General features: G+C 40.6%; 13 protein-coding genes. 5 read left to right on the top strand and 8 right to left on the bottom strand.

Going from position 1 to position 14,636, the window contains the following annotated elements; translation table 11 throughout:
* Positions 1-50: 50 nt before the first annotated feature.
* From F986_RS16755 to rpmH, 8 genes are all read right to left on the bottom strand, one after another.
* The gene (locus tag F986_RS16755) at positions 51-263 is read right to left on the bottom strand and encodes a helix-turn-helix domain-containing protein (RefSeq protein WP_004697442.1); all 213 of its coding nucleotides are present in this window, start codon (positions 261-263) and stop codon (positions 51-53) included.
* Between the two features lie 3 nt (positions 264-266).
* A complete protein-coding gene (locus F986_RS16750) occupies positions 267-503 on the bottom strand; it encodes a helix-turn-helix transcriptional regulator (RefSeq protein WP_004697440.1) in 237 nt (78 codons plus the stop codon).
* Between the two features lie 654 nt (positions 504-1,157).
* Positions 1,158-2,405: a tyrosine-type recombinase/integrase gene (locus F986_RS16745; RefSeq protein WP_004697439.1), complete on the bottom strand. Its 1,248-nt coding sequence runs from the start codon at positions 2,403-2,405 to the stop codon at positions 1,158-1,160.
* Between the two features lie 192 nt (positions 2,406-2,597).
* Positions 2,598-3,953, bottom strand: coding sequence for a tRNA uridine-5-carboxymethylaminomethyl(34) synthesis GTPase MnmE (gene mnmE / locus F986_RS16740; protein WP_004697436.1), 1,356 nt, complete (start codon positions 3,951-3,953; stop codon positions 2,598-2,600).
* 99 nt (positions 3,954-4,052) lie between these two features.
* Entirely contained in the window at positions 4,053-5,816 is a 1,764-nt protein-coding gene (gene yidC / locus F986_RS16735; RefSeq protein WP_004697434.1) for a membrane protein insertase YidC, read from the bottom strand.
* Positions 5,817-5,821: 5 nt separating this feature from the next.
* Positions 5,822-6,142: a membrane protein insertion efficiency factor YidD gene (gene yidD, locus F986_RS16730; protein ID WP_004697432.1), complete on the bottom strand. Its 321-nt coding sequence runs from the start codon at positions 6,140-6,142 to the stop codon at positions 5,822-5,824.
* Between the two features lie 9 nt (positions 6,143-6,151).
* Positions 6,152-6,541: a ribonuclease P protein component gene (gene rnpA, locus F986_RS16725; RefSeq protein ID WP_004697431.1), complete on the bottom strand. Its 390-nt coding sequence runs from the start codon at positions 6,539-6,541 to the stop codon at positions 6,152-6,154.
* A gap of 33 nt (positions 6,542-6,574) precedes the next feature.
* A complete protein-coding gene (gene rpmH / locus F986_RS16720) occupies positions 6,575-6,709 on the bottom strand; it encodes a 50S ribosomal protein L34 (protein ID WP_000831329.1) in 135 nt (44 codons plus the stop codon).
* 672 nt (positions 6,710-7,381) lie between these two features.
* On the opposite strand from rpmH, the gene dnaA reads away from it, so the two are divergent.
* The 5 genes from dnaA (at position 7,382) to F986_RS16695 (ending at position 14,179) form a co-directional block, all read left to right on the top strand.
* Positions 7,382-8,761 (top strand): chromosomal replication initiator protein DnaA, encoded by a 1,380-nt coding sequence (dnaA, locus tag F986_RS16715; protein WP_004697428.1) that lies wholly within the window; start codon positions 7,382-7,384, stop codon positions 8,759-8,761.
* A 110-nt stretch (positions 8,762-8,871) separates the two neighbouring features.
* Positions 8,872-10,020 (top strand): DNA polymerase III subunit beta, encoded by a 1,149-nt coding sequence (gene dnaN / locus F986_RS16710; protein WP_004697425.1) that lies wholly within the window; start codon positions 8,872-8,874, stop codon positions 10,018-10,020.
* A gap of 15 nt (positions 10,021-10,035) precedes the next feature.
* Positions 10,036-11,118 (top strand): DNA replication/repair protein RecF, encoded by a 1,083-nt coding sequence (gene recF / locus F986_RS16705; RefSeq protein ID WP_004697423.1) that lies wholly within the window; start codon positions 10,036-10,038, stop codon positions 11,116-11,118.
* Positions 11,119-11,170: 52 nt separating this feature from the next.
* A complete protein-coding gene (gyrB, locus tag F986_RS16700; protein ID WP_004697421.1) occupies positions 11,171-13,642 on the top strand; it encodes a DNA topoisomerase (ATP-hydrolyzing) subunit B in 2,472 nt (823 codons plus the stop codon).
* A gap of 168 nt (positions 13,643-13,810) precedes the next feature.
* Positions 13,811-14,179, top strand: a complete 369-nt coding sequence (locus F986_RS16695; protein ID WP_004697419.1) for a hypothetical protein — start codon at positions 13,811-13,813, stop codon at positions 14,177-14,179.
* Positions 14,180-14,636: the final 457 nt, after the last annotated feature.

Below are 14,636 nucleotides of genomic sequence, written 5' to 3'. Positions count from 1 at the left end.
AGATTGGATACGCTGACGCGTAATTTGATGAATTTTACTAGTAGATTGACTCATGCCTGCACCTCTTTTAATTCATATCGTGCATGAGTTGCTTTGTTGTTTGAATTAGGTTCTCTATGAGTGACTATGTCATAGCCAATATTGCGTAAACACTTAATAACAGCACTCAAACGATAGCAATTAAAGTATGTAATAGCTTCGGTTTGGCTCAATGTCTTACCACTTTTCAAGTAATTTAAAACTTGGGTTTGATGGTTTTGCATGATTTAAACCTCCATCATTGCAATGGTGGCTTTATGACTCGCTATACGATCACTAATCCACTGGTCGACCTCTGACTCGATCCAAGCGACACGGCGTATAGATATCTGTAAGGACTGTGGAAAATCACCTTTCTTCATCAAGGCGTAAATGGATGAAGTGCAAAGCCCTGTTTTAGTTTGTACTTCTTTACGGCGGATTAGACGTTGGTTTTCGGTTTGTTTATTTTTAGATGCAGTCATCTAAACATACTCCATTCATGGAAATGCCTAGACACAAACTTGGTCACTAGAATAAAGTAGTCTTTTTATTCGTTATACGCATAGCTATTTACAAATATTTAGACATGCATCACTGAAAATTAATTTCAGTATTATTCTCAAGAGAATAAAATGGTATGCTAACTATTCGTAAATGCATAACCTTGTTTAATTATTGGGCTGTGCATATAATTTTTAAACTGATTACATTTCTAATATCTCTTAGTCTTGTGTCGTGGTAGACAAGGTTTAAAAATTAATGGCTCTTGGTAATTGACGTTACTAAGGCCACATGCTTCACAAAAAAGATCAAGTATTTGCCTACTTGGTCTTTTTTTCTTTATTGAACTCATTGAAGTTAATGAACTCTCTGTAACTCATTGAACTCGCTGTAACTCTATAAGAGTCATAATCAAATTACTACCCACATCAAAATTTCTAAAAAATCCCTTCAAGCGCTCAACACATCAAAAATCACACTATTTAAGTACTTCGCTGTTTTAAAAAACTCTCACCAAAAATCGTATATGCTTGAGTTTTATAAAAATATAAGTATTTGTTTTTTATAAACAATATGTTCAAATGAACAATATTGTTCATTTGAACATATTGTTCATTGTTACATTATTTTACAATTCAAATGCCCTTATATTTCTTAGCCTCATTAAAAAAGATCAAATTGTGCTCGTAAATTACCCCAAAAATAAAATCACTCCACTTTTGAAGCATGTTTGTACGCTCTTTTTCATATTTAGCCTTGTTATAAACCCCTCTAACACCTTTTACTGTGTGGTTTAAACACGCTTCAATTGCATCACTATTAAAACCTTGTTCATTGAGATGTGTACTCGCTGTACGACGTAAATCATGCACTGTAAAGTCGGGAATATCTGTTAATGCCAGTGCTGACTTTTGCGCCGTGTTAAAAGCGTTATGGCTGATATGTGTACCGCGCTTACGGCCAACAAATACATAAGGCTCATCGCCTGCAATTGTTTTTAATTCCTTGAATATCTCAATCACTTGATCAGACATATAAACAACCATTTCTCGGCTCTGGCCTGTAGTGCTGTCCGCTTTTGTTTCAGGAATCAACCATATCCGTTGTTCAAAGTCGATATGCGCCCATTTTGCTCTCAATAGTTCCGATTTACGCACTAAGGTAAGTAATGCTAGTAATAAGCCTAATTTTCTCGGGCGATAAATACGTGAGTTCAAAAGGGTGGTGTAGTAAGTGCGGATTTCACTGGTGCTTAAATATCTGTTTCTCGCTACGGCTCTATAAATATGACGTGTAGGGATTGCTAACACTGGATTATATTGGACAAGCCCAAGTGTAATTGCGTAATCAAACATACGCTTTAACAAACCTCTGACCTGATTAGCAGCAGCATCAAAACCTTGATCTTTCTTACGCCATATCACACGGCGCACATCATCAGCACTGATCTGATCTAAAGCGATATGTCCTATCATTGGATAAATATCGTTGCTCAAACACAGAATCATATTGTATGGGTTTTTACGCTCTTTCTTAATGACTTCGTTTAAATAGCGTTCACCGTAGTCACTGAATAAAACACTGGTGACTTTATTATTCTTACTCTGTTTTGGTGAAATACCTTTAGCAACTAATGAAGCAGATTCATCACGTAACTGTCGTGCTTCTTTAAGAGATAAATCAGGATAACGCCCCAATACAAATCGTTCCTGTTTGCCATGCAGTGAATAACGATACCACCATGACTTAACACCAGTCGTTGTTATGTCTAAAAACAAGCCATTCGCTACCGTGTCTTTCGCGGTATATCTCTTTACACCAGCTTTTAGATTTTTGATTTCCCTATCTGTCGAAAAAACTATCTTTTCTGCTTGTTTCATCATTTAGTCACCATCTAAAAAAATACAGTCACAGTTAAGCTTGTGACTTTTTAGTGACTAAAAAAATCATAGCACTAGATGAACGTATAGAACACATTGGAATAATAAAAAGACATTAAAAAAGCACTAAGCCGTTAAAACTTAATGCTATTTAATTATCACTGGAACTTATTAGAATATTGGTTTAATTTTAAATTACTTTCCAATACAGAATGATCCAAAAATTTTCCCAAGCAAATCATCCGCACTAAAGTCCCCTGTAATTTCACCGAGGGCATTTTGCGCCAAACGTAGCGACTCTGCGACCAACTCACCTGCGTTATACACCACCAATTGTTCACGAGCTTCAGCAAGGTAAAGCTGAGTACGTTTCATTGCGTCTAAATGGCGTGTACGCGCAATAAAGGTATCTTCTTCTGGCTGGAAGCCTGCATGCGCTGTAATCGCTTCTATGAGTGCTTGAACGCCAGTTTCTTGCTTTGCCGAAACCATAATATGACGGAAGCCATTAAAATCTTCGATATGCGATGTTGTTTCCATCAAATCACACTTATTACCAATCAGCATTAAACGTTTCGGTTCAATATGCTCAGCAAAATATTCTTGCGCCAGTTTGAGTGGGTCTTCGCCTTGGCTTAAGTCATAGACTAAAAGTAACAGGTCGGCTTGCTCAATTTCTTTAATGGCACGACGAATCCCTTCTTTTTCTACAATATCGCCGGTTTCACGTAAACCCGCAGTATCGGTTAAGGTAATGGGTAAACCATTCAGGATAATTTTTTCATGTAAGACATCTCGCGTCGTACCTGCAATATCCGTCACAATGGCGCGTTCAATGCCCGCTAATGCATTGAGCAGTGATGACTTACCCGCATTCGGTTTCCCTGCAATCACCACTTGTAAACCTTCACGCAGCAACTGTCCTTGACGAGCCGATTGTTGCACTTGATTCACAGCAGACGTAACACCATCTAAAAGATTTAAAATTTTCCCGTCCGCAAGAAAATCAATTTCTTCTTCAGGAAAATCAATCGCAGCTTCCACATGCAAACGTAGATGAATCAATTGCTCCAACACACGATTCACTTTAGTTGAAAATGCGCCTTGTAATGAACGTACCGCAGAACGTGCAGCCGCTTGAGACGTCGCATCAATCAAGTCGGCGATCGCTTCAGCCTGTACCAAATCCAGTTTGCCATTTTCAAAAGCACGCATAGAAAACTCACCGGCTTTTGCTGCAATCGCACCGAGCTCCAACAAACGCCCCAGTAAAGCATTTTGAATGACAGGGCCACCATGACCTTGCAACTCAACCACATCTTCACCAGTAAACGAGTTCGGGTTCGGAAAACAAAGCGCTAAGCCCTCATCCATCACTTCGCCAGATGCATCATAAAACTGGCGAAAACCAGCAAAACGCGCTTTCGGTAAGTCTTTTTGGGTCAAGGCCTGTGCAATCTCATAAGACTTGGGACCAGATAGGCGAATGACCCCCACACCACCACGCCCAGGTGGTGTTGCAATGGCAGCAATCGTGGTTCGGTTGTACATAACATTCACCTAAAATCTTAAAAGTCACACAATGAAAAATCCGCCTAAGATTACCATCTTAAGCGGATTTATTCAGCTTTTCGCGAAAAGTTGCCTCGATTAACTCGACGCACTTTCCTTATTCAAGCGGTCTTTTTCAACAGATTTGTTGATCAAGGTCTGCTGAATAATCGTGATACTGTTGTTGACAATCCAGTACAACACGAGACCCGCAGGGAAGAACAACATAAAGACTGTGAAAACAATCGGCATGATTTTGAAAACTTTCGCTTGCATTGGATCAGCCGGTTGGGGATTTAAAGACTGCTGAATGAACATCGTTGCGCCCATTAACAGCGGTAAAATAAACCACGGATCCATCGCTGACAAATCTTGAATCCAAAGTAACCATGGCGCATGACGAAGCTCAACTGACTCCATCAACACCCAGTACAACGCAAGGAAGATTGGCATTTGTAATAACAATGGCAAACAACCCGCAAGCGGATTGACTTGTTCACGTTTATATAGTGCCATCATTTCTTGAGAGAAGCGCATGCGGTCTTCACCGAACTCTTCTTTCATACGCTGCATTTCAGGTGCAATGACACGCATTTTCGCCATTGAGCGATAGCTCTTAGACGACAATGGCCAAAGAATCAGTTTCACCAAGACCGTTAACAAAATAATTGCCCAGCCCCAGTTGCCCACTAAACCGTGGAAGAACTCAAGACCCAAGAACAATAATTTCGCAATTGGCCATAACCAACCATAATCAACAGTTTGGTTTAACCCTGTTGCAAGCTCTTTTAACTCAGATTGAACTTTAGGACCTGAATAGAAGGTCGCGTCAATCTCAGCCACTGTACCAGCAGGCACAGTAATCGTCGGCGAAGTAAAACCAATGATATTCATATCATCCGTTGACTTACGCGACTCTAATTTCGCGACATAAGGTTGACCATTGGCTTGCGTCAATTTTAAGTCACCAGGAATCCAAGCACTCACAAAGTAGTGCTGAACCATAGCAACCCAGCCGCCTTTCGCTTCAACATTCAATTTTTCTTCATTGAAGTTAGCAAATTTAAGCTTGTTATAATGTTCTTCAGGCGAACCCCAAGCACCACCTAAGAAAGTGCCCAGCGTGAAAATACCTTGATCCGATTTGCCTGGATCATCAGAGTTGTCACGTTTGAGTTGACCAAACATTTGACCCTGCCAGTTTTGACCACTGCGGTTCACCACTTTATGGTTCACAACAACAGGATATTCACCTTGCTTAAAGGTAAAGGTTTTAATGATTTCCACACCATCAGCTGTTTTCAGTACCATCGGTACGGTTAACACTTTGATGCTTTTTCCATCTTCAGTTTGAACCGCTTTGGCATCATTCAATGTATAAGCAGATTTTTCAATCTCATACATTGGACGACCGCTACGGTTACTGTCTGGACCATTAAGACCAATTAAACCAGACTGCGCCACATAAGTACGTTTTGCATCACTTTCAAGCATGACAAATGCTTCGTTACTGTCTTTGCTCTTGTCATGGTTTAACAATTCAATACGAACAATATCACCACCTTTAGGATTAATCCAAAGATGATAAAGGTCAGTCTGTACTGAAATAAGCTGTTGATTTACAGATGCTTTTGCTTCTGTAGCTGGTTGCTGAGTCGCGATATTTGCTTGTGGCATATCAGACGCTGCTGAAGCCGTTTGAGCATTTGGCAAATCTGCAGATACTTCATGTGAAACTGCTGCAGCCTGTTGTGGCTGTGGCTGAGTTTCAGCATGTCCATAATCTTTTTGCCAAGCCAAAATGAGCAAATAAGCGACAACAAACATGGCCCCGAGAATGGCAAACCTGGCCCATTGTTGCATATCGATTACCCCAAGTGGTTAGAGTGATTTTGGTTCAAGAAACAATCACGAAAGGGTACAGCAACCAGATGCTTTTGAGAATCTATTTGCTGAAAATAGATAAAACGAATCCTTTTGTTTGGAACAGGGTCATACCCCGATCCACCCCAAGGATGACAACGGCAAATACGTTTAGTAGCCAACCACACACCACGCACAGCACCATGTGTATGGACTGCTTCCAATGAATATTGAGAACATGTAGGGATATAACGACAACGCGGTCCAAGTAAAGGACTAATCGCAATTTGATAAAATCGAATTAACCAATGCAGTAACCGGACCATTGGCCATCTCTACTTTTGCAGGGAGGGAGCTATTTTTTGATGCTTTTTGGCAAGACGTTGTAATTTTTGCCAAGCAAATTGTAATTGCTGGTGCAACTCTGCATTAGGCACTGCTTCTATCCCCATTTTAGGCATAACCACAATATCTAAAGTTAATTGCTGTTGATGCAAGCGAAAACTTTCGCGAGCCAAACGTTTTACTCTATTTCTTTCGTGTGCACGACGCACTTTCTTTTTAGCAACAACAATACCCAAACGACTTTGAGGTTGTTCGGTCAGTTTTGCTAGAAATAAGAAATGGGGCTGATGCACTTTAAAAAGCGCACCATCGAAGACACTTTTATAATCGGCAGCACAGCGAATACGAACCTCTGTGCTGAAGCCATAAAGTGTAGTCATAACACCCAAAATCGTTTAAGCGTTAACTATTGATTAAACAGTTAAGCTGTGACGACCTTTTGCACGACGACGAGCTAATACTTGGCGACCAGCTTTAGTAGCCATACGAGCACGGAAACCATGAACGCGCTTACGCTTTAATTCAGATGGTTGGAATGTACGTTTCATATCGAAACTCCAAAAATGATCATTCAATGAAGGTTCGCGAGTTTAGTGTTCATTGCTTGAGCTGTCAATGGAAAACCGATTTTCTTGTGAAATTAAGCCTTTTTATTTGTAACAGCAGTTTGAGCTTGCTCTTTTCTCGATAAGGTTTAAACAACTGCACTTTTTTCTTATACACAACCTAGATTATTGTTTATTAAAGTGATATAAGTTACCAACAAGATTACCCACACAATTATCCACAAGTCTTTAAATTCACTTGCTATGTATGTTTTTAAATTTAAATTCATTTTGGATCTCCAGTTATCCCCAGAAAACAGGTCTCTTATAAATAAATTCAAATTTATAAATTTAAATTTATTACTATTAGGGCTGTCTTTTTCTGTGGAAATGACACTTTTTTAATTATAAAACAATAAAGTATGGTGTGGATAAGGCTGTTTTTATAAAATTAATAGTTTGTGGATAACTTTGTGCTATATTCTATCCACAGTTTGCGGATAAACTTATCCACACCAGTGTTTGAATTTAAATTTATTTTCATAAGCAGGCTTTTTGAGCAATATCTGCAGAATTTTCCATGACAGATGTGGATAACTTGGTTAGAATGGCGACCCGCTTCGGTGGGTACATAGTGTTTTTATTAATTATCGATGGAATGAATAGGGGTTTCACATGCTTTGGACGGACTGCTTAACTCGCTTGCGACAAGAGCTCTCTGGGAATGTCTTTACAATGTGGATACGCCCTTTAGTTGCAGAAGAGTTAAATGACACACTACGTCTTTATGCTCCGAATCCCTATTGGACACGTTACATTCAAGAACATCACCTAGAGCTGATTACAATTTTAGTGGAGCAGCTCTCTGAAGGGCGTGTACGTAAAGTTGAAATTTTAGTCGACTCACGCCCAGGTGCAATTTTATCTGCGAGTGAGCAACCTGCAACCACGACTGCAGCTTTAGAGTCTGCTCCAGCACCCGTTGTGCGTCCGAAAAAAGAAAAAGAAGAAGGGAATTCTAAAAACAGCCGTAAACGGCAGTTAAATCCTTTATTTTCCTTCTCACTTTTTGTGGAAGGTCGTTCAAACCAAATGGCTGCTGAAACGTGTCGTAAGGTTTTAACCCAGTTAGGTGCCTCTCAGCACAATCCCTTATTTTTATATGGCCCGACTGGTTTAGGTAAAACACACTTAATGCAAGCAGTGGGTAATGCTTTGTTGCAAGCCAAACCGAATGCACGTGTCATGTATATGACGGCAGAAAGCTTTGTTCAAGACTTCGTTAGTTCTTTACAACAAGGCAAAGTGGAAGAATTTAAAAAAAATTGCCGATCTTTAGATCTATTGTTGGTCGATGATATTCATTTGCTGGCGGGTAAAGAGGCAAGTTTAGTTGAGTTTTTTTATACTTTTAACGCACTCTTAGATGAATCTAAGCAAATTATTCTGACCTCCGATCGTTATCCAAAAGAATTAACGGAATTAGATCCACGTTTGGTTTCACGGTTTTCTTGGGGGTTGTCGGTTGGGGTTGAGCCACCAGATATTGAAACCCGTATTGAAATTTTGCTGAAAAAAGCAGAAAGCAATGATGTGGAATTACCACGAAACTGTGCGTTATTTATTGCGCAACAAGTGGTTGCAAACGTACGTGAATTGGAAGGTGCGCTGAATAAAGTGGTGGCCATTTCACGCTTTAAGGGCACAGCTATTGATTTGGATGTTGTACGTGAGTCTTTAAAAGATGTCTTAGCCATTCGTGCACGAACCATCAGTACTGAAAATATTCAACGTGTGGTGAGTGAGTACTTTAGAATCCCACTCAAAGAGTTGGTTGGGCCTAAACGGACCCGTATTTATGCTCGTCCCCGCCAATTGGCAATGGGCTTGGCACGGGAGCTAACCGGAGACAGTTTCCCTGAAATTGGTATGGCCTTTGGCGGTCGAGATCACAGTACCGTCATGCATGCTTGTGAAAAAGTTTTAAGTCTGCGCGATGAAGATCCGATCTTCAATGAGGACTATAAAAACTTGCAACGCTTGCTGCAAAGTTAAGCAAAATTGCTCAAATTCTATTCTTGCAATGCGGCATGTTCTGCCGCATAGTACACTGCTAAAAACACATTTATTTATTATTTTATCTTCAGTTTTTCGAGGAATGTATCGTGCGTTTAAAAATCGCGAAAGAAAGCTTACTTAATGTTCTATCACATGTCGTAGGAGCGGTTGAACGTCGCCATACTTTAAACATTCTTTCAAATGTTAAAGTGCAAGTGAGCCAAGCATCGTTGACGATCACAGGTTCAGACTTAGAAGTTGAATTGGTTGCAAGTACCACGCTTGCGGAAGGGGCATGTTTACAAGCGGGTGAAACGACCGTTCCTGCACGTAAGCTGATGGATATTTGCAAATCTTTACCGACTGCAGCACTGATAGACTTACAAATTACTGAAGATCAACGTTGTATTTTAAAGTCTGGTAATAGCCGTTTTGTGTTGGGGACTTTACCCGCTGAAGATTACCCGTTATTGACCACAGAGAACACGCAAGGCACGCAAGTTGCGGTGACACAGCGTGAATTAAAGCGCCTATTTGAAAAAACTGCATTTGCTATGGCGGTGCAGGATGTGCGTTTTTATCTCACGGGAACCTTACTTGAAATTGATAATAATCAACTGCGTGCAGTGACCACAGACGGCCACCGTTTAGCTCTGTGTGAAACTGTTGCTAGCTCAAATGCGACTCAATTGATTCAAGCGATTGTTCCACGTAAAGCAGTGGGCGAATTACAACGTTTATTGAGCATTGAAGATGAACAATTGGCGTTGTTAATCGGTCGTGAACTATTGAATGTGACCATTCCTATTGCCAGTCGTGACAAAGAACAAGGGAATACCACGGTTCGTTTCACCACAAAACTGATTGACGGTAAGTTCCCTGATTATCGCCGTGTGATTCCACGTGGTGGGGATAAAAATGTGTTAATTGCACATGATGTCTTTAAGCAATCTTTACAACGTGTTTCGATTTTAAGTAATGAAAAACTACGTGGTGTGTTCTTAAACTTTGCCGCAGACACTTTGCAGCTGCGTGCCAATAACCCAGAGCAAGACGAAGCCGTAGAGGATTTGGCGATTCAATATAATAATGCGCCAATGGAAATGTCTTTTAATGCCCAATACATCTTGGAAGTCTTAGGCGCATTGGATGGTGATGATGTGTCAATGACGATGACCGAAGCAAATCAATCGGTTCTAGTGCAAGATCCAGCTCATCAAGATCAGACCTATGTGGTCATGCCAATGCGTGTTTAAGCCCTAGGTTCAGGCATGCAAATCACGCGTTTAAACATCGAACGTGTTCGAAATCTCAGAACGGTTGCTCTCCATGGATTGCAACCGTTTAATGTTTTTTATGGACAAAATGGTTCAGGTAAAACCTCAATTTTAGAAGCCATTCATCTGTTGGCGACAGGACGTTCCTTTCGTACCCATATTCCGAAACACTATATTCAAACCGATACCCACGACGCGATTGTCTTTGCCCAATCCAGTTCTGAAAAAATTGGGATGCAAAAGCTGTTGTCTGGTGAACAGCTCATCAAGGTCAATGGCGACAACATTGCCACTCAAGGTCAGTTGGCTAAGATTCTTCCTTTGCAACTGATTGATCCGCAAAGTACCGATATTATTGATCATGGTGCCAAGCCTAGACGGCAACTATTAGATTGGCTGATGTTCCACGTGGAACCTGATTTTTATCATGCATGGCAATATTATTCACGGGCATTAAAACAGCGTAATAGTTTACTAAAAACACGACGGAATCTAAGTCTGGCAGATTTGGAGCCGTGGAACAAAATGCTTGGTGATTATGGGGAAATGCTGCATTCGCAACGCGTCAGCATTGTGGAGCAGTGGAAGGGCTTTTTTGAGCAAGATTTAAAACACCTGCTGCCAGATATCGAGGTTCAGTTAGAATATAGCCCTGGCTTTCATACCGAGTTAGGGTTACTGAATGACCTGCAAAGTCATCATCAAAAAGACCTTGAACGGCGCTATACCGAGTATGGTCCACACAAGGCAGATTTGCGTTTAAAAACAAGCCTTGGCGATGCCGATGTCGTACTGTCACGTGGACAAAAAAAGCTGTTAATCATAGCCTTAAAACTGTCACAGATTGCAATGCTGCATGCTTGTAATAAGGAAACTGTGGTATTATTAGATGATCTGACAGCAGAATTAGATTTAACAGCACAACAACGTTTAATTGAGCGATTGAGCCAACTGGGTAGTCAAGTTTTTATTACCACTTTAGAGTATGAATCAGTCAAAAATCACTTACATGATTTATCTATTTCTTATCAATTATTCTGTGTTGAAAACGGTCAAGTTCAAGTTGTCGCACAATGATTTTAGATTTTACCCATCACGGGATAGACCTATTTTTCGCTAGGGAGAAACCATGAGTTCAGAAGATCAACAAGCTGCTTCTCAAACGGAACAAACCACAGAAAAAGCTTATGATTCCTCTAGTATCAAAGTATTACGTGGATTGGACGCAGTACGTAAACGTCCGGGTATGTATATTGGTGATACGGATGATGGTTCGGGCTTACACCATATGGTGTTTGAGGTGGTGGATAATGCGATCGATGAGGCGCTTGCAGGTCACTGTGATGAAATTTTGGTGACGATTCACGAAGATGAATCTGTAAGTGTATCGGACAATGGGCGCGGTATTCCGACCGATATTCACCCTGAAGAAGGGGTTTCTGCCGCAGAAGTGATTTTAACCATTCTGCACGCAGGCGGTAAATTTGATGACAATAGCTACAAGGTTTCAGGTGGTCTACATGGTGTAGGTGTATCGGTTGTAAATGCCTTGTCGCGTAAGCTGGAACTGACGATTCATCGTGCAGGTCATATTCATCAACAAGAATATAAACATGGTGATCCGGTTTACCCACTGACTGTTGTGGGCGATACGGATACCACAGGAACAACTGTCCGTTTTTGGCCAAGTGCTGAAACTTTTAGCCAAACCATTTTCAATGTTGATATTTTGGCGCGTCGTTTACGTGAATTGTCGTTCTTAAACGCGGGCGTGCGCATTGTTTTGCGTGACGAGCGTATTCATGCAGAACATGTGTTTGACTACGAAGGCGGTCTGTCTGAGTTTGTGAAATATATTAACCAAGGCAAAACCCATCTGAATGACATTTTCCATTTCACCGTACAGGCTGAAAATGGCATTGGTGTTGAAGTGGCGTTGCAGTGGAATGATACCTATCAAGAAAATGTACGTTGCTTTACCAACAACATTCCACAAAAAGATGGTGGAACGCATTTAGCGGGTTTCCGTGCGGCATTAACGCGTGGTCTAAACAGCTACATGGAAAATGAAAACTTACTCAAAAAAGAGAAAGTAGCGGTTTCTGGTGATGATGCACGTGAAGGTTTAACTGCGATTGTTTCAGTGAAAGTGCCTGATCCGAAGTTTTCTTCACAAACCAAAGAAAAGTTGGTTTCCAGTGAAGTGAAACCTGCGGTTGAGCAGGCAATGAATAAATCATTCTCTGAATATTTGCTTGAAAACCCGCAAGCGGCAAAATCGATTGCTGGAAAAATCATTGATGCGGCTCGTGCTCGTGATGCAGCACGTAAAGCGCGTGAAATGACGCGTCGTAAAAGTGCATTAGACATTGCAGGCCTACCAGGTAAGCTTGCGGATTGCCAAGAAAAAGATCCAGCCTTGTCTGAATTGTATCTAGTCGAGGGTGACTCTGCAGGCGGTTCAGCTAAACAAGGTCGTAACCGTAAGATGCAAGCGATTTTACCGTTGAAGGGTAAAATCCTAAACGTGGAACGTGCGCGTTTTGATAAGATGATTTCATCTCAAGAAGTCGGCACGCTGATCACGGCATTGGGTTGTGGTATTGGTCGTGAAGAGTACAATCCGGACAAGTTGCGTTATCACAAAATCATCATCATGACCGATGCTGACGTGGATGGTTCGCATATTCGTACCCTATTGTTGACCTTCTTCTTCCGTCAAATGCCTGAGCTAGTGGAGCGTGGTTATATCTATATTGCTCAGCCACCGCTGTATAAACTGAAAAAAGGCAAGCAAGAGCAATATCTTAAAGATAATGATGCGCTTGAAACCTATTTAATTTCAAACGCGATTGATGAGCTTGAATTGCACATCAGCGATGCTGCACCTGCAATCCGTGGTGAAGCTTTAGCGAATGTGATTGCAGACTATCAAACGTCTCAGAAGAGCTTACAGCGTTTAACTGTACGTTATCCTGCCAGTGTCTTAGATGCGTTGATTTCGGTTGAAGGCTTTAAGCTTGATCAAAACCATGACCGAGCTTATGTTGAGCAGTGGGCTGAACAAGTGCGCAGTGCTGTGGCAGAGATTCAACCGAGCTTGCGTCCTGAGTTAAGCTTAGAAACGTTTGAAAAAGAACTGGCAGATGGTCAAAAGATCGAGACTTACTTACCTCGTATCACCATCTATGTACACAATCTGCCGCACAGCTACTTATTAGATGCAGGCTTATTGGGTTCTGGTGAATATGCACGTTTGTTGAAGAATTCCAAGAGCTGGTTCACGTTGCTTGAAGATGGTGCTTACCTGCAAAAAGGTGATCGCAAGATTGCAGTCACCAACTTCCATCAGGTATGGCAGCATATTTTATCTGATTCTCGTCGTGGCATGATGATTCAGCGCTATAAAGGCTTGGGTGAGATGAATGCAGACCAGCTTTGGGAAACCACCATGGATCCTGAAAACCGCAACATGTTGCAAGTCACGATTCAGGATGCGATTGAAGCCGATCGTATGTTCTCTTGTTTGATGGGTGATGATGTGGAACCACGTCGTGCATTCATTGAAGAAAATGCATTGAATGCGGATATTGATGCTTAAGCGCTTTACAAAATAAGCCATAAAAGCACCCTGCGGGGTGCTTTTTTTACAGCATTTTTTATGCTTTTGAATAAAATATAAGCAATGTACACTGTTATTAAACTGACTTATAGCGATGTCATGATGTGAGTATCAAGTCTTTTGCACAGTGCAGAATGTGAGGTCATTATGATGGATAACCAACTAGAACAAGTACGCGACATTTGGGTGAATGCATTTTTTACGGGCAATTATGAGGTTTTAGCTCAATATGAAGATGAGCATTTTAAAGTGGTCTATGAACAAGCTGATCGTGTAGAGAGTAACTATACGCGCTATGAAAAGATCGCGCATGCTGTGAAAAATGGGGTTTGGAAACCTCAAAAACCCGACGTCGAATTTGAAGAATTTGAGTTTAACCGTGACCAAACATGCTGTCAGGTCTTGATCGGTTTGGTTGAAAATCGCCAACAAATCGAAGAAACATGGGTCTTTGATCAGGGATGGAAAATACAAGAATTACGTTTTTTAAAGGCGCAAAGAGCCGTATTAAATTAAGGAAAAAGAGCGCAAAAAAGAGGATGGATTTGCCTAAAACAACTGGATAAATAAACAGCGCTGGCCTGTGGATAAATAAAAATAGCACTTTATATCAGTTGCTAAAATACGTATAATTTTATCCACAGTTGTTTCAAGTGTGGTTTTTAAATTTAAAACCATGCGTTATCTTTTAAATTTAAATCGGATCTTTTAAATTTATTCCCTCTTTTTAAATTCAAAACTTGTTGTGTTGAAAGGTGCATGTCTGAACATGATGGATATTCGCTGTCTGTTGTGAAGGTTGTATTTGGCTTTAAGCAGTGAAAAGCATGGAAATAGGGCTGTATATAGTTGAATATTCAATTAATTAAGCTAAATTAAACAATCTATTTTTTTGCTTTTTAAGAATATCTAAACAATAAAAATCAATAAATTTATCGCTTTATTTATTAAGAAATAATTTTAATTTCAATCA

Source organism: Acinetobacter johnsonii CIP 64.6 (genome assembly GCF_000368045.1).
Classification (GTDB): domain Bacteria; phylum Pseudomonadota; class Gammaproteobacteria; order Pseudomonadales; family Moraxellaceae; genus Acinetobacter; species Acinetobacter johnsonii.
Note: the sequence above shows the minus strand (reverse complement) of the source record. Positions and strands in the feature narration are given on the sequence as shown.

Bases quoted from the DNA above. Each gene is read 5' to 3' on its own strand.
- F986_RS16755 (WP_004697442.1), bottom strand. From the start codon at position 263: ATGCAAAACCATCAAACCCAAGTTTTAAATTACTTGAAAAGTGGTAAG.
- F986_RS16750 (WP_004697440.1), bottom strand. From the start codon at position 503: ATGACTGCATCTAAAAATAAACAAACCGAAAACCAACGTCTAATCCGC.
- F986_RS16745 (WP_004697439.1), bottom strand. From the start codon at position 2,405: ATGATGAAACAAGCAGAAAAGATAGTTTTTTCGACAGATAGGGAAATC.
- mnmE (WP_004697436.1), bottom strand. From the start codon at position 3,953: ATGTACAACCGAACCACGATTGCTGCCATTGCAACACCACCTGGGCGT.
- yidC (WP_004697434.1), bottom strand. From the start codon at position 5,816: ATGCAACAATGGGCCAGGTTTGCCATTCTCGGGGCCATGTTTGTTGTC.
- yidD (WP_004697432.1), bottom strand. From the start codon at position 6,142: ATGGTCCGGTTACTGCATTGGTTAATTCGATTTTATCAAATTGCGATT.
- rnpA (WP_004697431.1), bottom strand. From the start codon at position 6,541: ATGACTACACTTTATGGCTTCAGCACAGAGGTTCGTATTCGCTGTGCT.
- rpmH (WP_000831329.1), bottom strand. From the start codon at position 6,709: ATGAAACGTACATTCCAACCATCTGAATTAAAGCGTAAGCGCGTTCAT.
- dnaA (WP_004697428.1), top strand. From the start codon at position 7,382: ATGCTTTGGACGGACTGCTTAACTCGCTTGCGACAAGAGCTCTCTGGG.
- recF (WP_004697423.1), top strand. From the start codon at position 10,036: ATGCAAATCACGCGTTTAAACATCGAACGTGTTCGAAATCTCAGAACG.
- gyrB (WP_004697421.1), top strand. From the start codon at position 11,171: ATGAGTTCAGAAGATCAACAAGCTGCTTCTCAAACGGAACAAACCACA.
- F986_RS16695 (WP_004697419.1), top strand. From the start codon at position 13,811: ATGATGGATAACCAACTAGAACAAGTACGCGACATTTGGGTGAATGCA.